We start from the raw sequence: 19,819 nt of genomic DNA, 5'->3' as shown, positions 1-19,819 counted from the left end.
AGAAAGGTGACGCCGCATGAATCAAAAAGTTCAAAATATCGGCAATCAATATACTTCTAAAAAAAACGCAAAGAAAAAACGACATGAACGCCGTAAAAAAGTAGTGAAAAAGCGTATTGCTGTTTTTGGAGGCGTACTTTTAGTCATTATTATCCTGCTTTTAATCATGGTTGCGTTTCAAATTAAAGGGAACCATGATGCCTCTGTTGAACGTCAAGCCAAAGAGGAGAAATATCAAAAGTTACAAGATAAAGAGATTGAACTTAAAGAACAACTCAATAATTTAAATGATGAGGCGTATGTCGAAAAAATTGCGCGAGATGAATATTATTTAAGTAATGACGGCGAGATCATCTTTAAGTTGCCTAACGACAAAGACAAGCAAGAGAAACAATCGAAAAAAGAGTAAAAGAGTAAAAGCAGTTTATAATTAAATTGCATAATATGTAAAATTCGTAAAGAAAAATGTCGATATTCAAATAGTCATTGTGAAAATAGATAAACAAAAGTATAATAGAACTAAATATCGAACAAAATCGGGAGGATGCATTAAAACAATGTCAATCGAAGTAGGAAGTAAGGTAAAAGGTAAAGTCACTGGTATCAAAAAATTTGGTGCATTTGTGGAGTTGCCTGAAGGTAAAAGTGGGTTAGTTCATATTAGTGAAGTAGCAGACAACTATGTAGAAAATGTTGAAGACCATTTGTCAGTTGGTGATGAAGTAGAAGTGAAAGTGCTGTCTATAGCAGAAGACGGTAAAATAAGCTTATCGATTAAAAAAGCAAAAGATCGCCCACGTAAACAAAGACCGGCGCAAAAACCGGAAGACTTTGAGAAAAAGCTATCTAACTTTTTAAAAGATAGTGAAGATAAACTTACTTCTATTAAGCGTCAAACGGAATCAAGACGTGGTGGCAGAGGCTCACGTCGTTAAGCATTGATAATGACTTAGAGGTTGAGAAACGAAGGGTAACTTTGAATCTCAGCCTCTATTTTAATGTAGGAGTGTTTTGAACTATGCAACAAAATTGGAAAGCGACAGATCACCTCGTACTTGCAGTATCAACTGGAATCGATAGTATGGTGTTGTTACATCAATTATTGCATCAATATGCGTCGACATATAGACAATTGACTTGTTTGCATGTCCATCATGGGTTGCGAGAGGCATCTCATCAAGAAGCGCTGTTCATTAAATATTATTGCGATATGCATAACGTCCCTCTTTATATTAAACAATTGGATTTATCACAAGCAGTTTCAGAAGGTAGAAGTATTCAAAATGATGCAAGAGAAATGCGTTATCAATGGTTTGATGATATGATGAATGCGTTGAGCGCGGACTGTTTATTAACTGCGCATCATCAAGATGACCAAGTTGAAACTATATTTTACAGAATTTTTACCGGCAGAAGCACACGGAGCCCATTAGGCATGGCAGATAGCGAACGAAGAAATGACTATCGTCTACTAAAACCTCTGCTTGAAACAACTAAAGCACAAATCCGTTCATATCAACAAACATATAATGTCCCTTACTTTGAAGACGAATCCAATGCAACTGAAAATTACATACGTAATATGATTCGACATCGTTTGTTGCCTTCAATTCAAGAAAGCCCGCAGCTACAAACGCAGCATTTATTAAAGTTAAAATCATTTCATGATGAAGCGCAACTGTTAATGAGAAACGAAGCACAATCGTTTATTGAAAATCATGTAACAAAACAAGATAAGGGTGTTGTTTTGCCTAGAAAAACATTTAATCTGTGCGCGGCACATGTTAAAATGTTAATCTTGGATCAATTGTTACAAGAATTTGATGACATCGTCACTATTAGTGAAAAAGCATACTTTGATTGGTTTGATAAACTAGAAAGTGACGTTGCACAAACGCCATTAATGCATACGCATCAATGGCACGCAGATGTTGTGTACGATCAATTAATGATAATGAAACCGGGGCTGTACAGTGCAGATTCGCAACCATTGCAAGTCGACCAAGAGGGAACTTACCATTTTGGTTTCTATCGCATCAAAATAGAGGACTTTCATGAGATGAACATGGAAAGTATCACGATTCGTTCGCGTCATGAAGGTGATTATGTGACCTTAGATTCAAAGCATCATAAAAAAGTATCGCGTTTAATGATTGATGCAAAGGTGCCTACGCAATTAAGGGAACAAATGCCAATTGTTGAAACATTAAATGGTGATATTTTAGCAGTGGGTACGTTGTATGTTCGCAAGCAGTATGAAAAATTTATAAAGATACAATTTCTGGGAGATGACAAAGATGAAAAATGATTTGAAAGAAATATTGCTGACTGAAGATGATATTCAAGCAATATGTGAAACACTTGGCCGTAAAATTACGGAAGATTATAAAGGTAAAGATTTATTTTGTGTCGGTATCTTAAAGGGATCTGTTTTATTTATGACAGATTTGATTAAACGCATTGACGTGCCCCTCGCAATAGACTTTATGGATGTTTCGAGTTATCATGGCGGTACAGAATCTACAGGCGAAGTTCAAATACTTAAAGATTTAGGTTCATCTATTGAAAATAAAGATGTTTTAATCATCGAAGACATCCTTGAAACAGGTACGACCTTGAAATCAATTACAGAATTATTAGCTTCTCGTCGAGTTAAATCATTAGAAATCGTGACATTATTAGATAAGCCTAATCGTCGAAAAGCAGAGATTGAAGCCAAATATGTTGGTAAAAAAATTCCTGATGAATTTGTCGTAGGTTACGGCTTAGATTATCAAGAAAAATATCGTAATTTACCTTATATTGGTACGCTTAAACAAGAAGTTTATGCAAAATAAATAATTTTAAAAATCATATGGTGTGTCAGTTGATGAAAGTCAATTACTAGCCATTTGTCAATCAATTATGGTAAAATTTTTATTAGTTTTATATTTGAAGTAGGAGGAAACGACGCATGCAGAAAGCTTTTCGTAATGTGCTGTTTGTAGCAATTATCGGCGTTGTTATTTTTGGGTTGTTTTCGTGGATTAATGGTAACGGAAATGTACCTAAAGAATTAACTTATAACCAATTTATACAAAAATTAGATAAAGGTGAATTGAAAACATTAGAAATTCAACCTGAGCATAACGTATATAAAGTAAGTGGTAAGTTAAAGAACAATGACGATTATGCATCGACAATTCTGTTCAATAATGATAAAGAATTGGACAAAATCACTGAAACAGCTAAAGAACAAAAAGGATTAGATTTTACAGTTAAAGAAGAAGAAGGACAGAGTGTATTTGTAAGCATCATTTCTACATTAATTCCAGTCTTAGTCATTGCCTTGCTCTTTATCTTCTTCCTTAGTCAAGCACAAGGCGGCGGTGGTGGTGGCCGCATGATGAACTTTGGTAAATCCAAAGCCAAAATGTATGATAGCCAAAAAGGAAGAGTACGCTTCTCAGACGTTGCAGGTGCAGATGAAGAAAAACAAGAGCTCATCGAAATTGTAGATTTCTTAAAAGATAATAAGAAATTTAAACAAATGGGTTCACGTATCCCTAAAGGGGTCTTATTAGTAGGACCACCGGGTACAGGTAAAACATTACTTGCGCGTGCTGTCGCTGGCGAAGCAGGTGTGCCGTTCTTCTCGATTAGTGGTTCGGACTTTGTTGAAATGTTTGTCGGTGTCGGTGCAAGCCGTGTACGTGATCTATTCGAAAATGCGAAGAAAAATGCGCCGTGTATCATTTTTATAGATGAAATTGACGCAGTCGGTCGCCAACGTGGTGCGGGTGTCGGTGGTGGACACGATGAACGTGAACAAACATTAAACCAATTACTTGTTGAAATGGATGGTTTTGGTGAAAATGAAGGCATCATTATGATTGCTGCAACGAACCGACCAGACATTTTAGACCCGGCATTATTACGTCCAGGTCGATTTGACCGTCAAATACAAGTGGGTCGTCCTGATGTGACAGGTCGTGAAGCGATATTACATGTTCACGCTAAAAACAAACCACTTGATGAAACAGTAGATCTTAAAGCGATTGCGCAACGTACACCAGGTTTTTCTGGTGCTGACTTAGAAAACCTATTAAACGAAGCATCGCTTATTGCTGCACGAAGCGGCAAAAAGAAAATCGATATGCGTGACATCGAAGAAGCAACAGACCGTGTTATTGCAGGTCCTGCTAAAAAATCTCGTGTAATTTCTGATAAAGAAAGAAATATTGTAGCCCATCACGAAGCCGGGCATACGATTATCGGTATGGTATTAGACGAAGCGGAAATTGTACACAAAGTTACAATCGTTCCGCGTGGTCAAGCCGGCGGTTATGCGATGATGTTACCAAAACAAGACCGTTTCTTAATGACTGAACCAGAGTTATTAGATAAAATTTGTGGCCTGTTAGGTGGACGTGTCGCTGAAGACATTATCTTTAACGAAGTTTCTACAGGTGCATCTAATGACTTTGAACGTGCAACACAAATCGCACGTGAAATGGTAACACAGTATGGTATGAGTAAAAAACTTGGACCGCTACAATTTAAGCACGGCGGTGGACAAGTGTTCTTAGGTAAAGATATGTCTGGTGAACCTGAATATTCAGGACAAATTGCATTTGAGATTGATAAAGAAGTTCAACGTATCATTAAAGAACAATATGAACGTTGTAAGCAAATTCTTTTAGAACATGAATCTCAACTTAAACTTATTGCTAAAACATTATTAACTGAAGAAACATTGGTTGCTGAACAAATTCAATCATTGTTCCATGAAGGACATTTACCTGTAGTGAATTATGATGACGCACAAGTGATCAATCACTCAGAAAATAAAGATTTTGACGAAGGTAAATATGGCAAGTCTTACGATGATATTCGCCGTGAACAACAGTCGCTAACACAACACCCAAGTGAACGCAGCCATGACGAATCATCAAATGAAGAGAAGCAAGATAACGATCAAAAGGATCAATCTTCTCATCAAGAAGACGAGGACAAAGATACAACAGGTTACGAACAAGAACCTAAAATCGATCGTCCAGGCGATAATGAGCCACGTCAATAAAAGATAGAATGGACTTTTCTTTAAAGTGAAAACTTTTTAGAAAAGTCCGTTTTGCTTATGAAGTATCGTGTACTAATGATAGTGAAAAGTGATACAGATGTGTTTTGAGTCATTTTAGTTGTGTCTCTAACCACATGCGCGTATGATAATTCGCAGTAGTTATTGTATACAATACATTGATATATAGATGTGACTGAAATGTCGTTGCACATCAACTTAAGTGCTATTAAAAATAGCGAATTTAGTGTTGATAAGATTTTGAATCTGTTAAAAATGATATTTGTATAAAGAAGCTTTAAAAACATTGTAGAAGGATTGAAGGAGTGGTATAGAAAGATGACACAAGATTATTTAGTAAAGGCATTAGCATTCGGCGGGGAAATTCGAGCGTATAGTGCTAATACGACAAATACAATTCAAGAAGCACAAACACGCCATTATACTTGGCCAACAGCTTCAGCTGCATTAGGTCGTACAATGACTGCAACAGTGATGATGGGGGCAATGTTGAAGGGAGAACAAAAATTAACAGTAACTGTTGACGGTGATGGCCCAATCGGTAAAATTATTGCAGATGCTAATGCAAAAGGTAAAGTCCGTGGTTATGTATCACAACCGCAAACGCATTTTCCATTGAATCCACAAGGCAAACTCGATGTTCGTCGTGCTGTAGGGACTAGCGGTGCGATCAACGTAGTTAAAGATGTGGGTATGCGTGATTATTATACAGGTAGTAGTCCGATTGTATCTGGAGAACTTGGCGAAGATTTCACTTATTACTTTGCGAACAGTGAACAAGTCCCATCATCAGTGGGTGTCGGTGTGCTTGTAAACCCAGACAATTCTATTAAAGCGGCGGGCGGTTTCATTATTCAAGTGATGCCGGGTGCTCAAGAAGAAACGATTGATCGCTTAGAAGTGGCTATTAATAGCATGAAGCCTGTTTCAAAATTAATTGACGAAGGACTGACACCTGAAGAAATGTTACAAACCATACTTGGCGAAGATAATGTGACATTTTTAGAGACAGTTCCTGTTGATTTTGAATGTCAATGTGGACATGATAAATTTTTAAATGCAATTAAAGGTTTAGGAGAAGCAGAAATTGAGAATATGATAAACGTAGATCATGGTGCAGAAGCAGAATGTCATTTTTGTAGAACACGTTATCACTATACCGAAGAAGAACTTAAAGCATTATTAGTTGAAATGTCTTCTTAAATTTTTAATCGTTGAAGGGGCTTTCGTTTTTCCGAAGAAAAGATGCATATTTCAGGGAATAATTGATATTAGTGCTTTTGCAAAGGTCTAAATAGTGGTAAACTAAAGATATCCGATTCGAAAACTATGTATTTAACGAAATATAATTTTGATAAAGCGAGGTATCAACTTATGGTCAGAAAACCTGTAGAGAATATAACTGAAATTATTGGACAAACACCTGTTGTAAAATTGCGTCATCAAGCAGGTGAAGATGCAGCTGATATTTATGTGAAATTAGAATATCAAAATCCAGGCGGCTCTGTAAAAGACCGTATTGCATTAGCGATGATTGAACAAGCTGAAAAAGAAGGAAAAATTAAGCCAGGCGATACAATTGTCGAGCCTACTTCAGGAAACACAGGAATTGGTTTAGCATTCGTATGTGCGGCAAAAGGATATAAAGCAGTATTTACAATGCCAGAAACAATGAGTCATGAGCGACGTAACTTATTAAAAGCATACGGTGCAGAATTAGTCTTAACACCAGGCGCTGAAGCAATGAAAGGCGCAATTAAAAAAGCAAAAGAACTTAAAGAAGAACATGGTTATTTCGAACCACAACAATTCGAAAACCCTGCCAATCCGAAAGTACATGAATTAACAACTGGACCTGAGCTAGTTGAACAATTCGAAGGTAAAACAATTGATGCATTTTTAGCTGGTGTAGGAACTGGCGGTACGTTATCAGGTGCTGGTAAAGTGTTAAAAGAGAAATATCCAGACATCCAAATTGTTGCGATTGAGCCAGAAGCTTCTCCAGTACTTAGTGGCGGAGAACCAGGACCACATAAATTACAAGGTTTAGGTGCAGGATTTATTCCAGGTACATTGAATACAGATATATACGATGAAGTCATTAAAGTGGGTAACGAAGTGGCGATGGAAACGTCACGTCGTGTAGCTAAAGAAGAAGGTATCCTAGGTGGTATTTCTTCAGGTGCTGCCATTTATGCTGCGATTCAAAAAGCAAAAGAATTAGGTAAGGGTAAAACAGTTGTGACTGTATTACCAAGTAATGGTGAACGTTACTTATCTACACCACTTTACAATTTTGAATAAAAGCTGGCAAAAGAGATTGAAGCGTCCAATAACGATGCTTCAATCTCTTTTTTTATGATTAACAAGTGGCATGTGGAAACGAGACGCTGTGCTGCCATGCATATTTGATAAGTCAAACCATCGTTCTAGTTTTCTTTGTTGAGACGAGGCAGTATAATCAACGTGATATTAATGTGGCTATGAACGAATCAAGAGGGTTTGTTTGAAAAATTTGCTATAATAAATTTGTTCAAAAAAGAATTTTTCGTACAATGAGCTATCTCAAACAGAAAGGAAGGATTCCTATGCAGCAAACTCAAATTATGGGTATATTGAATGTCACACCAGATTCTTTTTCTGATGGTGGTCAGTTTAGCGAAGTCGATAAAGCAGTCGAACATGCCAAACAGATGGTTCAAGAAGGTGCGCATATCATTGATGTAGGGGGTGTTTCGACCCGACCCGGCCATGAAAATGTAAGCATAGAAGAGGAAATGAAACGCGTAATTCCTGTAGTCAGTGCACTGAAAGGTATCGATGCAGACATCTCTGTTGATACTTTTCGAAGCGAAGTGGCTGAAGCGGCCTTGAAAGAAGGCGCAACAATCATTAATGATCAATGGGCAGGTATTTACGATGAACGCATGTTTAAAGTGGTGGCGCAATATCAGGCGAGCATCATTTTAATGCATAACGGTGATGGTACACGTGATGTTCCTGTCATGGATGATATGCTTGTAACACTATTAAAGCAAGCGAATAAAGCCGTATTGGCAGGAATTCCAAAATCAAAAATTTGGTTAGATCCAGGAATTGGATTTGCTAAAACAAGAGAAGAAGAACGTGAAGTTATGGCCCGTTTAGATGAATTAGTGGCTACAGGATATAAAGTACTGCTGGCTACAAGTCGTAAACGTTTTGTTAAATTACTGCTTGGCAATGATAATAAAGTGGATGAACGCGATGAAGGTACAGCCGCTACAACTGCTTATGGTATTATGAAAGGGGTTCACGGTGTACGTGTGCACAACGTTTTGATGAATGCGCGACTTGCTAAAGCGATGGACGGATTGAAAGGATATGAACATGACAGATAAAATATTTTTAGAAGGTTTAAACTTTTATGCTTATCATGGTGCACTATCAGCGGAAAACGAAATAGGACAAATTTTCACAGTAGATATAGAAATGAAAGTTGATTTGCAAGAAGCAGGACAATCTGATCAAGTAGAAGACACCGTTCATTACGGCGAAGTCTATGAAGATGTTAAAGCAATCATGGAAGGTTCTCCTTCTAATTTGCTAGAACATCTTGCGGAACGTATTGCATTACGTATAAATTCACACTATAATCGTGTAATGGAAACAAAAGTTAGAATTACAAAAAAGAATCCACCTATCCCAGGTCATTATGAAGGCGTTGGTGTGGAAATAGTAAGGGTGAGCCATCATGGTTGATGCATATTTAGGATTAGGAAGTAATATAGGTGACCGTGAAAATCAATTAAAAGAAGCGATCCGCCTATTACGTGAAAATGAAGCCATCGAAATCATCGCGATTTCACCTATTTATGAAACGAAGCCAGTAGGATATACAGAGCAACCTGATTTTTTAAACTTATGTTTGCATATTAAAACGGAACTTTCAGCCCAAGCGTTGCTAAAAGTTGCCTTAAATACAGAGGCGGAATTACATCGCGTGCGTAAAATACGATGGGGACCTCGCACAATAGATATCGATATTTTATTATATGGAGATGAAGTCATCGATGAGACTGATTTGATTGTGCCTCATCCACGTATGACTGAACGCGCATTTGTGATGATTCCATTAAATGATATTGCAGCCAACGTCATTGAACCACGATCAGGTCAAATGATTCAAAATATCGTGCAACAAGATGAAACAGTGGTAAAATATAAAAGTTAACTTGTTTCGATACTTGATGAGGGTTGAACCTGAAACATTAATGAATCTTTGGATAAGACATCGTAACGATCATTATTGAGAAACAGGTGAATTCATCGATGAATCGTATATCGATGGGAAATTGATCGTGCATGATTCTGCTTACATCGTTGAGAGGATTTAAAAAGCGAAAAGTTGGCGTAATGGATTGCGAAAACTTGACTTTTAGCATTTAAAGGGATTATAGGAAATGGTCAAGCGTATAAAGCTTTAAACCAAAATAGAAGCACAAAAGGCGGAAGTGTGAATACAATTCCGTGATGAGATGCTTGGAAAACAATAAACAATAGAAGTATAAGCAGTGAAAAGGAGAGGTAAGAATGACAGAAGAAATGAATGACCAAATGCAGGTCCGCCGTCAAAAATTACAAGAGTTACGGGACTTAGGAATTGACCCGTTTGGTGAAAAGTTTGATCGTACGGGAGATGCTAAAACATTAAAAGCGCAATGGGATCAATATTCTAAAGAAGAACTTGTAGAAAAAGAATCAGAAAGTCATACCGTAATTGCAGGTCGTATTATGACAAAACGAGGCAAAGGTAAAGCCGGTTTTGCACATATTCAAGATTTAACAGGACAAATTCAAATCTATGTGCGTAAAGACCAAGTTGGAGATGAACAATTTGATCTTTGGAAAAGTGCAGATTTAGGAGATATTGTCGGCATTGAAGGTGTGATGTTCAAAACAAACACAGGCGAAGTTTCAGTAAAAGCGAAGTCATTCAAACTTCTATCAAAAGCATTACGTCCGTTACCGGATAAACACCATGGTTTACAAGACATAGAGCAACGTTATCGCCAACGCTACCTCGACTTAATAACAAATGGAGAGAGCACGAAAACGTTTATTAATCGCAGCCGCATCCTTCAAGAAATGCGCAATTATCTAAATGATAAAGGCTTTTTAGAAGTTGAAACACCAATGATGCATCAAATTGCGGGTGGGGCTGCTGCACGTCCATTTGTTACACATCATAACGCTTTAGATGCGACACTCTATATGCGTATAGCGATTGAATTACACCTTAAACGCTTGATTGTTGGTGGATTGGAAAAAGTTTACGAAATTGGACGCGTTTTCCGTAATGAAGGTGTATCTACACGTCATAACCCTGAGTTTACAATGATTGAATTATATGAAGCTTACGCTGACTATAAAGACATTATGGCTTTAACTGAAGAATTGGTGGCTCATGTTGCACGTAAAGTTTTAGGAACAACAACAGTACAATATGGTGATTACACAATTGAGCTAGAGCCAAAATGGCGTCGTCTTCATATGGTTGATGCTGTAAAAGAAGCTACTGGCGTAGACTTTTATGCAGTGAAATCAGATGAAGAGGCACATCAACTTGCTCAAGAACATGGTATCGAAGTTGATAAAAATATGAAGTATGGTCATATCCTTAATGAGTTTTTCGAACAAAAAGTTGAAGAAACTTTAATTCAACCGACGTTTATTTATGGTCACCCAATTGAAATTTCGCCATTAGCGAAGAAAAATCCGGAAGATTCAAGATTCACAGACCGTTTCGAGCTCTTCATTGTAGGTCGTGAGCATGCGAATGCTTTCACAGAGCTTAATGATCCAATCGATCAACGTGAGCGTTTTGAAGCGCAACTTGTTGAAAAAGAACAAGGTAACGATGAAGCACATGAAATGGATGAAGATTTCATTGAAGCGTTGGAATACGGAATGCCACCAACAGGCGGATTAGGTATCGGTATCGACCGTCTTGTGATGTTATTGACAAACTCACCATCGATTAGAGACGTTTTATTATTCCCTTACATGCGTCAAAAATAAAATGAAGCAGCATAAATGAAGTGCGGTTAGACGTTTTAATCAGTGTGTACGCTTAGTGCATCTTTAATATGAAATAATATTGGTAAGGGTGAGGCAAGGAAGTTAATTTGACTTCTACCTCACTCTATTTTTATAGTGTTGCTCCTTTTTAAGTCAGAAAGTTTTTTGATATAGGCTGCGCTAGAATGTTTCATTGAAGCGGTTATCGATACAAAGCAAATGGCTTTAAAAGGGCTATATCAAAGGCTTTTATCTCAATAAAAGTTGGAGATGAAAAAAATATAAAAAAGTTACGAAAAAATGTTGACTTTATTGCGAGAATTGATTAATATATAAAAGTCGTCAAATTCAGTGACAAACTTGTTTAAACTGTTTGTAAAAAACTTAAACAAAGTGTAAAATTAACTATTGAAAAGTATTTACAAAAATTGTATTATAATAAGGTAGCCAAAACGAGCTACTTAATAAAAAATTATTGTCTGGTGACAATGGCAAAGAGGTCACACCTGTTCCCATGCCGAACACAGAAGTTAAGCTCTTTAGCGCTGATGGTAGTCGGACTGACGTTCCGCGAGAGTAGGACGGTGCCAGGTTATTTTACATAACAGGAGAATTAGCTCAGCTGGGAGAGCATCTGCCTTACAAGCAGAGGGTCGGCGGTTCGATCCCGTCATTCTCCACCATTTAATTAAATAGAGTAGCCGGCCTAGCTCAACTGGTAGAGCAACTGACTTGTAATCAGTAGGTTGGGGGTTCAAGTCCTCTGGCCGGCACCATTTCATGAGCCATTAGCTCAGTTGGTAGAGCATCTGACTTTTAATCAGAGGGTCAGAGGTTCGAATCCTCTATGGCTCATCATTCAAATACTATCGAGCAGAAGTAGTTCAGCGGTAGAATACGACCTTGCCAAGGTCGGGGTCGCGGGTTCGAATCCCGTCTTCTGCTCCATTATTTTGCCGGGGTGGCGGAACTGGCAGACGCACAGGACTTAAAATCCTGCGGTGAGAGATCACCGTACCGGTTCGATTCCGGTCCTCGGCACCATTATCATTTAGCGCCCGTAGCTCAACTGGATAGAGCGTTTGACTACGGATCAAAAGGCTATGGGTTCGACTCCTATCGGGCGCGCCATTTTAAATATACGGGAAGTAGCTCAGCTTGGTAGAGCACTTGGTTTGGGACCAAGGGGTCGCAGGTTCAAATCCTGTCTTCCCGATTTAACATCATTTATTATGGGGGCTTAGCTCAGCTGGGAGAGCGCCTGCTTTGCACGCAGGAGGTCAGCGGTTCGATCCCGCTAGTCTCCACCATATTTTACTTCAATATTGTAACAACTATATACGGCGGCGTAGCTCAGCTGGCTAGAGCGTACGGTTCATACCCGTGAGGTCGGGGGTTCGATCCCCTCCGCCGCCACTAATCTTAGTTGAATATTATTAGGACCTTTAGCTCAGTTGGTTAGAGCTAACGGCTCATAACCGTTCGGTCGCAGGTTCGAGTCCTGCAAGGTCCATATAATTAGGAGGAATACCCAAGTCTGGCTGAAGGGATCGGTCTTGAAAACCGACAGGGGCTTAACGGCTCGCGGGGGTTCGAATCCCTCTTCCTCCGCCATTATAAGTAAAATCCAAGACTAATAGATATAAAAGCCAAACACTCAATGCGGTTGAATGTTTGGCTTTTTTGTATTTAAAAATGAGGCGTATCATTGGTGCGCTTATGAGTAGAGATTTTCCATTATCTTTTGGATGACGCGCGGTTGCGCTTTGATTGCGTTATAAAGATATACAACTTGTATAGCATGGGCTTTTAAAACTGCTGGAGCAAATACGATTTTAAATATATGTAAAAAGTTTTTAAATCATTAACTGATGAGTGAGCAGAGACAACGTGTCACGTGAAACATATTTTTAAGCCTGTTGTTTTTTAGAAGGCAAACACCCATGTAACAATGCATCAATATATATGAATCAATTTTGATACATGAATCTAGATACTCTGCTTGCATTTTTATTAAAAGGTATAGTATTATTAAATATGCCGTGCTAAGCGGGGAGGTAGCGGTTCCCTATTCTCGAAATCCGCTTTATGCGAGGTCGAATTCCTTTGTCGCGGATATGTATTTGTGAAGTCTGCCCAGAGCACGAGGTGTTTGAAGATTTCGGTCCTATGCAATATGAACCCATGAACCATGTCAGGTCCTGACGGAAGCAGCATTAAGTGGATTCTCATATGTGCCGTAGGGTAGCCGAGATTTAGCTGTCGACTCTGGTAACGTTTGTGATGCGTATTCTACACAAAGGTGCACGGCATTATTATTTTTAAAATTGTATTTTCGATTAATAGATGTGTGAGTAACTTTTGAAGAGTTGCTCTTTTTTTATATATGAATAATGTAAGGAGGTTAACGGATGTCCGTATTTATTAGTACACCAACAGAAACTGACTATGAACCCTCTTATGAAATGATTGCTGAAGCTTTTAAGGATGTACCGCATTCAACGCATCGTGAGCATGAATGGGTGAAACGTTTACGTATGTCACCCAACTATCATTTTGAGTTGGAAGTTATCGCCAAAACAGAAGATGGCACATTGATTGGACATGCGATGTGTACAGAGGTCAAAATTCAAAACGAAGACAAGACCTATACTGCGCTTGCACTCGCACCGCTCGCAGTTGTAAAGGCATATCGTAATAAAGGATTGGGGAAAGCCCTCGTTCAAGCTTTGGAAGAACGTGCACTTTCTGAAGAATATACAACGATTCTCGTTTTAGGCGATGGGACTTACTATGAAAAATTAGGCTATGAAGTTGCTGGAAATTATGATATCTATTTGCCGCCTCAAATGGGTGAAACTGAGCTACATGTGAAATTTTTGTGGGATGCTTTAGCAGATTTACCCAATGGAACAGTGATCTATCCATCAGAATTTTTGAAGTAACTTTGCGCCATACAAACGAGATTGAACATGATATAATGAAGTCATTGTTAGTTCGGAGGTGCCAAAGTGGATTATCAAGCATTATACCGTATGTTTCGTCCGCAAAGTTTTGATGATGTAGTCGGGCAAGAACATGTGACCAAAACCTTAAAAAATGCAATTGCAAAAGGGAAACAATCCCACGCTTATATCTTTAGTGGTCCGCGTGGTACAGGAAAAACGAGTATTGCAAAAATTTTTGCTAAAGCCATCAATTGTGAAGTGAGAGAAGATGGAGAACCCTGTAATGAATGTGCGACATGCAAAGGCATCACACAAGGTTCTAATTCAGATGTCATCGAAATTGATGCCGCGAGTAATAATGGCGTAGATGAAATTCGTAATATTCGAGACAAAGTCAAATATGCACCGAGTGAATCAAAATATAAAGTGTACATTATTGACGAGGTCCATATGCTGACAACAGGCGCGTTCAATGCACTGTTGAAAACATTGGAAGAGCCTCCTGCACATGCAATCTTTATTTTGGCTACAACAGAACCGCATAAAATTCCACCTACAATTATTTCGAGGGCGCAACGTTTTGATTTTAAAGCCATTCATTCAGATCGAATTGTAGACCGTTTGAGATACGTTGCCGAACAACAGGCGCTTGATTACGATGGGGAAGCTCTTGAGTTTATCGCTAAAGTATCAGAAGGCGGTATGAGAGATGCTTTAAGTATTATGGATCAAGCGATTGCTTTCGGTGATGAGCGATTAACTTTGAAGGATGCTTTGGATGTTACAGGGAGTCTAGATGAATCCGATCTAAATGCACTCTTTCAAGATGTTGTACAAGGTCATGTTCATGATGCGTTTGAACGTTATCATCAATTTGTTAGTGAAGGTAAAGAGGTTAATCGTTTAATCAATGACATGATTTATTTTGTAAGAGACACGATTATGGCTAAAACAACAAATCAGTCGATGACGTTAGATGCCTTGGCTGGATTTGACTTAGAAGTTTTATATAAAATGATTGATGTCATTAATGATACATTAGTGTCAATTCGATTTAGCGTGAATCAAAATGTACATTTAGAAGTATTGTTAGTTAAACTTTCCGAAATGATTAAAGAGGCTGGAGCAACAGGAGAAGTCGTTGTTAACCATGCGCCAACAGAGCAGCAAGATGCGATGATAAGACGGATGGAAGCACTAGAATCTGAATTACAAACGTTAAAATCTCAAAATATTGGTATGCCAACATCACAACCTAAGCCACAGCCCACAAAGCGTCGTAATTCAAGTTCGACCTATTCGGTGGAACAAATTGCTAAAGTTCTAGATAAAGCAAACAAAGAAGACATTGCTTTAATTAAAGAGCGTTGGGCTGATGTTATTCAATATGCGAAAGATCGTAATCAGAAATCACTCGTCAGTTTGTTACAAAATTCGGAACCTGTAGCAGCTAGCGAAGATAAAGTTTTAGTAAAGTTCGATGAAGAAATACACTGTGAAATTTTGAAAAAAGACGAAGAAAAGAAACAAAGTATTGAAAATGTCGTAAAAGATATTATAAACAAGCCTGTATCTGTGGTAGGTGTACCTGCTGATAAATGGATGCAAGTGCGGAGTGATTACATTACTAATCGTAAACGAAGTCATTCGAATGGCCAACAGGAGTCTGCAAAGCCGGAAAAACAAGCAAGTGTTGTTGAAGCGGCCAAGAACTTGTTCGGAGAAGACACAGTCCATGTTATAGATGAATAAACATGACAAGGCTTTGAAAGGTATGTATAATTGTAAACGAATCTAAGAAGAACTCACTCTTGGACGCGTATCATTACGTGAATATGTATATACTGTAAAACGATAGAGTATTGATTATTCTGTTGTTTTAATAAAATGAATATAGATGGACCATCTCGTCTTTGATAAGATTATTTAATTGATGATGGTTTTAATAATAAGGAGGATACATTTATGCGCGGTGGCGGAAATATGCAACAAATGATGAAACAAATGCAAAAAATGCAAAAGAAAATGGCTGAAGAGCAAGAAAAATTAAAAGAAGAGCAAGTTGAAGGAACAGCTGGTGGCGGCATGGTTAAAGTTGTCGTATCTGGTCATAAAGAAGTCGTTGATGTTGTTATCAATGAAGAAGTCGTAGATCCAGAAGATGTAGAAATGTTACAAGACTTAGTATTAGCTGCAACAAATGAAGCAATGAACAAAGCGGATGAATTAACAGCTGAGCGTTTAGGAAAACATACTAAAGGTCTTAACATCCCAGGAATGATGTAATATGCATTATCCTCAACCGATATCGAAACTCATCGATAGTTTCATGAAATTGCCAGGCATTGGTCCCAAGACGGCTCAACGTCTGGCTTTTCACGTGCTTGACATGAAAGAAGATGATGTTGTTCAATTCGCAAAAGCTTTAGTGGATGTCAAACGAGAACTTACCTATTGTAGTGTTTGTGGCCATATTACCGAACAAGATCCTTGTTATATTTGTGAAGATAAACAACGCGATCGTTCAACAATATGCGTAGTCGAAGATGATAAAGATGTGATTGCAATGGAGAAAATGAAAGAATATAAAGGTTTGTATCATGTATTGCATGGCACAATTTCTCCTATGGATGGTATTGGTCCTGAAGATATCAATATACCAAGCCTTATTGATCGTCTCAAAGATGAACAAGTTCAAGAGTTGATTCTTGCAATGAACCCTAATCTTGAAGGTGAATCAACAGCGATGTATATTTCTAGACTGGTTAAGCCACTAGGCATTCGTGTCACACGATTAGCGCAGGGGCTATCTGTCGGTGGCGATTTGGAATATGCAGATGAAGTGACGCTATCTAGAGCTATCTCTGGGCGTACAGAAATGTAGTAAGAAACAAATGATCATATAATGAATGAAGATAACAGGGGGGAGAGAGCAACCTAGTTGTATCGTCTCGTATCAAGAGAATGATATGTACATTAGAAAAGATGGCATTGAAGTACAGGTTTCATCCAATGATTTGCTAATGCTTTTCTTTTGTATATTGAGATATGATGTCGTCTCCTACCCTGTTGTCTTTATTTTTTAGTGTAGATTGCGTAGCGTTTTGTATAGAACAATAAAATAAAATGAGAATAATGCGTTTAAAATAACGAAAAGCATTAAAGAGTGTAATTTTTATTGTTGTTAAAAGGGTTGAAAGCCTGTATAGTTATATCTTGTTGAGCGGCACAATAAGTCGCAACAACAAAACGAAAAAATTAATTAAAAAAGTTGTTGACATTAGAAAGCAACCTGTGTATAATTAATTCTTGTCGAGTCAAAAAAATAAATGACATGAACATTGAAAACTGAATGACAATATGTCAACGTTAATTCCGATAATTTGAGTACTTTAACGTACTTTGAAGAGTGATTGACTTAAACAATCAACGAGCTATATCAAGCTTACTTCTTTTATGGAGAGTTTGATCCTGGCTCAGGATGAACGCTGGCGGCGTGCCTAATACATGCAAGTCGAGCGAACGGACAAGGAGCTTGCTCCTTTGAAGTTAGCGGCGGACGGGTGAGTAACACGTGGGTAACCTACCTATAAGACTGGAATAACTCCGGGAAACCGGGGCTAATGCCGGATAACATGTTGAACCGCATGGTTCAACAGTGAAAGACGGTCTTGCTGTCACTTATAGATGGACCCGCGCCGTATTAGCTAGTTGGTGGGGTAACGGCCTACCAAGGCGACGATACGTAGCCGACCTGAGAGGGTGATCGGCCACACTGGAACTGAGACACGGTCCAGACTCCTACGGGAGGCAGCAGTAGGGAATCTTCCGCAATGGGCGAAAGCCTGACGGAGCAACGCCGCGTGAGTGATGAAGGTCTTCGGATCGTAAAGCTCTGTTGTTAGGGAAGAACAAATGTGTAAGTAACTGTGCACGTCTTGACGGTACCTAACCAGAAAGCCACGGCTAACTACGTGCCAGCAGCCGCGGTAATACGTAGGTGGCAAGCGTTATCCGGAATTATTGGGCGTAAAGCGCGCGTAGGCGGTTTTTTAAGTCTGATGTGAAAGCCCACGGCTCAACCGTGGAGGGTCATTGGAAACTGGAAAACTTGAGTGCAGAAGAGGAAAGTGGAATTCCATGTGTAGCGGTGAAATGCGCAGAGATATGGAGGAACACCAGTGGCGAAGGCGGCTTTCTGGTCTGCAACTGACGCTGATGTGCGAAAGCGTGGGGATCAAACAGGATTAGATACCCTGGTAGTCCACGCCGTAAACGATGAGTGCTAAGTGTTAGGGGGTTTCCGCCCCTTAGTGCTGCAGCTAACGCATTAAGCACTCCGCCTGGGGAGTACGGTCGCAAGACTGAAACTCAAAGGAATTGACGGGGACCCGCACAAGCGGTGGAGCATGTGGTTTAATTCGAAGCAACGCGAAGAACCTTACCAAATCTTGACATCCTTTGACCGCTCTAGAGATAGAGTTTTCCTCTTCGGAGGACAAAGTGACAGGTGGTGCATGGTTGTCGTCAGCTCGTGTCGTGAGATGTTGGGTTAAGTCCCGCAACGAGCGCAACCCTTGAGCTTAGTTGCCATCATTAAGTTGGGCACTCTAAGTTGACTGCCGGTGACAAACCGGAGGAAGGTGGGGATGACGTCAAATCATCATGCCCCTTATGATTTGGGCTACACACGTGCTACAATGGACAATACAAAGGGCAGCGAAACCGCGAGGTCAAGCAAATCCCATAAAGTTGTTCTCAGTTCGGATTGTAGTCTGCAACTCGACTACATGAAGCTGGAATCGCTAGTAATCGTAGATCAGCATGCTACGGTGAATACGTTCCCGGGTCTTGTACACACCGCCCGTCACACCACGAGAGTTTGTAACACCCGAAGCCGGTGGAGTAACCATTTGGAGCTAGCCGTCGAAGGTGGGACAAATGATTGGGGTGAAGTCGTAACAAGGTAGCCGTATCGGAAGGTGCGGCTGGATCACCTCCTTTCTAAGGATAATATACGGAAATATCACCAACAGGTGATAGACGGAATTAACATGACATATTGTATTCAGTTTTGAATGCTCATTCATTTGAGGATTCAACGATTGTACATTGAAAACTAGATAAGTAAGTATAGATTTTACCAAGCAAAACCGAGTGACAAGCGAAAGCTTGAAACAAAATTATCGCTAGTCGTCGACAGACGACTCACATAATTAATAACTGGTGTATTGAGTGAAAGCTCAATCATAAAAGATTAAGTTATTAAGGGCGCACGGTGGATGCCTTGGCACTAGAAGCCGATGAAGGACGTTACTAACGACGATATGCTTTGGGGAGCTGTAAGTAAGCTTTGATCCAGAGATTTCCGAATGGGGGAACCCAGCACGAGTTATGTCGTGTTATCCGCATATGAATTCATAGTATGTGAGAAGGTAGACCCGGAGAACTGAAACATCTTAGTACCCGGAGGAAGAGAAAGAAAAATCGATTCCCTGAGTAGCGGCGAGCGAAACGGGAAGAGCCCAAACCAACAAGCTTGCTTGTTGGGGTTGTAGGACACTCTATACGGAGTTACAAAAGTATTTGTTAGACGAATAACCTGGAAAGGTTAATCAGAGAAGGTAATAATCCTGTAGTCGAAAACGAATACCCTCTTGAGTGGATCCTGAGTACGACGGAGCACGTGAAATTCCGTCGGAATCTGGGAGGACCATCTCCGTMGTCTACA

At 39.3% G+C, this 19,819-nt stretch carries 15 protein-coding genes, 11 tRNA genes, 3 rRNA genes and 1 other RNA gene; all 30 read left to right on the top strand.

Annotation, left to right across the window (positions count from 1 at the left end):
* Positions 1 to 16: 16 nt before the first annotated feature.
* Positions 17 to 409 carry an FtsB family cell division protein gene (locus C1H58_RS10120; RefSeq protein ID WP_016426505.1) on the top strand — a complete coding sequence of 131 codons (393 nt, stop codon included), beginning with the start codon at positions 17 to 19 and terminating at the stop codon, positions 407 to 409.
* Between the two features lie 148 nt (positions 410 to 557).
* The gene (locus C1H58_RS10115; protein WP_016426504.1) at positions 558 to 935 is read left to right on the top strand and encodes a S1 domain-containing RNA-binding protein; all 378 of its coding nucleotides are present in this window, start codon (positions 558 to 560) and stop codon (positions 933 to 935) included.
* 83 nt (positions 936 to 1,018) lie between these two features.
* Complete coding sequence (gene tilS, locus C1H58_RS10110; RefSeq protein WP_165546095.1) at positions 1,019 to 2,308, top strand: tRNA lysidine(34) synthetase TilS; 1,290 nt, start codon at positions 1,019 to 1,021, stop codon at positions 2,306 to 2,308.
* On the top strand, positions 2,298 to 2,837 hold the full coding sequence (gene hpt / locus C1H58_RS10105) for a hypoxanthine phosphoribosyltransferase (protein ID WP_060830379.1): 540 nt from the start codon (positions 2,298 to 2,300) through the stop codon (positions 2,835 to 2,837). Before tilS ends, hpt begins: the two co-directional genes overlap by 11 nt.
* A gap of 116 nt (positions 2,838 to 2,953) precedes the next feature.
* Positions 2,954 to 5,062 (top strand): ATP-dependent zinc metalloprotease FtsH, encoded by a 2,109-nt coding sequence (ftsH, locus tag C1H58_RS10100; protein WP_165546094.1) that lies wholly within the window; start codon positions 2,954 to 2,956, stop codon positions 5,060 to 5,062.
* Positions 5,063 to 5,398: 336 nt separating this feature from the next.
* Positions 5,399 to 6,283 (top strand): Hsp33 family molecular chaperone HslO, encoded by an 885-nt coding sequence (gene hslO, locus C1H58_RS10095; RefSeq protein ID WP_165546093.1) that lies wholly within the window; start codon positions 5,399 to 5,401, stop codon positions 6,281 to 6,283.
* Positions 6,284 to 6,454: 171 nt separating this feature from the next.
* A complete protein-coding gene (gene cysK, locus C1H58_RS10090; protein WP_016426499.1) occupies positions 6,455 to 7,384 on the top strand; it encodes a cysteine synthase A in 930 nt (309 codons plus the stop codon).
* 284 nt (positions 7,385 to 7,668) lie between these two features.
* Positions 7,669 to 8,460 (top strand): dihydropteroate synthase, encoded by a 792-nt coding sequence (gene folP, locus C1H58_RS10085; RefSeq protein WP_165546092.1) that lies wholly within the window; start codon positions 7,669 to 7,671, stop codon positions 8,458 to 8,460.
* Positions 8,450 to 8,821, top strand: a complete 372-nt coding sequence (folB, locus tag C1H58_RS10080) for a dihydroneopterin aldolase (RefSeq protein ID WP_050331781.1) — start codon at positions 8,450 to 8,452, stop codon at positions 8,819 to 8,821. Before folP ends, folB begins: the two co-directional genes overlap by 11 nt.
* On the top strand, positions 8,814 to 9,293 hold the full coding sequence (gene folK, locus C1H58_RS10075) for a 2-amino-4-hydroxy-6-hydroxymethyldihydropteridine diphosphokinase (protein ID WP_016426496.1): 480 nt from the start codon (positions 8,814 to 8,816) through the stop codon (positions 9,291 to 9,293). The genes folB and folK overlap by 8 nt, the downstream gene beginning before the upstream one ends.
* Before the next feature lie 359 nt (positions 9,294 to 9,652).
* Positions 9,653 to 11,140, top strand: a complete 1,488-nt coding sequence (lysS, locus tag C1H58_RS10070) for a lysine--tRNA ligase (protein ID WP_165546091.1) — start codon at positions 9,653 to 9,655, stop codon at positions 11,138 to 11,140.
* Between the two features lie 478 nt (positions 11,141 to 11,618).
* Positions 11,619 to 11,733, top strand: a 5S ribosomal RNA gene (gene rrf, locus C1H58_RS10065).
* A 14-nt stretch (positions 11,734 to 11,747) separates the two neighbouring features.
* Positions 11,748 to 11,823: transfer RNA gene (locus C1H58_RS10060), tRNA-Val, on the top strand.
* A gap of 17 nt (positions 11,824 to 11,840) precedes the next feature.
* A tRNA-Thr gene (locus C1H58_RS10055) sits at positions 11,841 to 11,916 on the top strand.
* A 6-nt stretch (positions 11,917 to 11,922) separates the two neighbouring features.
* Positions 11,923 to 11,995: transfer RNA gene (locus C1H58_RS10050), tRNA-Lys, on the top strand.
* Positions 11,996 to 12,013: 18 nt separating this feature from the next.
* Positions 12,014 to 12,088, top strand: a tRNA-Gly gene (locus C1H58_RS10045).
* 7 nt (positions 12,089 to 12,095) lie between these two features.
* Positions 12,096 to 12,184 (top strand) — tRNA-Leu (locus C1H58_RS10040).
* Between the two features lie 10 nt (positions 12,185 to 12,194).
* Positions 12,195 to 12,271 (top strand) — tRNA-Arg (locus tag C1H58_RS10035).
* Positions 12,272 to 12,282: 11 nt separating this feature from the next.
* Positions 12,283 to 12,356: transfer RNA gene (locus tag C1H58_RS10030), tRNA-Pro, on the top strand.
* Between the two features lie 18 nt (positions 12,357 to 12,374).
* A tRNA-Ala gene (locus C1H58_RS10025) sits at positions 12,375 to 12,450 on the top strand.
* Positions 12,451 to 12,482: 32 nt separating this feature from the next.
* Positions 12,483 to 12,556, top strand: a tRNA-Met gene (locus C1H58_RS10020).
* 23 nt (positions 12,557 to 12,579) lie between these two features.
* Positions 12,580 to 12,653 (top strand) — tRNA-Ile (locus C1H58_RS10015).
* 8 nt (positions 12,654 to 12,661) lie between these two features.
* A tRNA-Ser gene (locus C1H58_RS10010) sits at positions 12,662 to 12,754 on the top strand.
* 426 nt (positions 12,755 to 13,180) lie between these two features.
* Positions 13,181 to 13,450, top strand: an RNA gene (ffs, locus tag C1H58_RS10005) — signal recognition particle sRNA large type.
* 101 nt (positions 13,451 to 13,551) lie between these two features.
* Positions 13,552 to 14,085 (top strand): GNAT family N-acetyltransferase, encoded by a 534-nt coding sequence (locus C1H58_RS10000; protein WP_060830399.1) that lies wholly within the window; start codon positions 13,552 to 13,554, stop codon positions 14,083 to 14,085.
* A gap of 66 nt (positions 14,086 to 14,151) precedes the next feature.
* Entirely contained in the window at positions 14,152 to 15,840 is a 1,689-nt protein-coding gene (dnaX, locus tag C1H58_RS09995; protein WP_165546090.1) for a DNA polymerase III subunit gamma/tau, read from the top strand.
* Between the two features lie 213 nt (positions 15,841 to 16,053).
* Entirely contained in the window at positions 16,054 to 16,374 is a 321-nt protein-coding gene (locus C1H58_RS09990; RefSeq protein WP_016425597.1) for a YbaB/EbfC family nucleoid-associated protein, read from the top strand.
* Position 16,375: 1 nt separating this feature from the next.
* Complete coding sequence (recR, locus tag C1H58_RS09985; RefSeq protein WP_016425596.1) at positions 16,376 to 16,972, top strand: recombination mediator RecR; 597 nt, start codon at positions 16,376 to 16,378, stop codon at positions 16,970 to 16,972.
* Positions 16,973 to 17,541: 569 nt separating this feature from the next.
* Positions 17,542 to 19,092 (top strand): 16S ribosomal RNA (locus C1H58_RS09980).
* A gap of 251 nt (positions 19,093 to 19,343) precedes the next feature.
* Positions 19,344 to 19,819: ribosomal RNA gene (locus C1H58_RS12220) — 23S ribosomal RNA — on the top strand; the annotation flags it as partial.

Source organism: Staphylococcus sp. 191 (genome assembly GCF_011174885.1).
Classification (GTDB): domain Bacteria; phylum Bacillota; class Bacilli; order Staphylococcales; family Staphylococcaceae; genus Staphylococcus; species Staphylococcus coagulans.
This window is presented reverse-complemented; position numbering and strand designations above follow the sequence as displayed.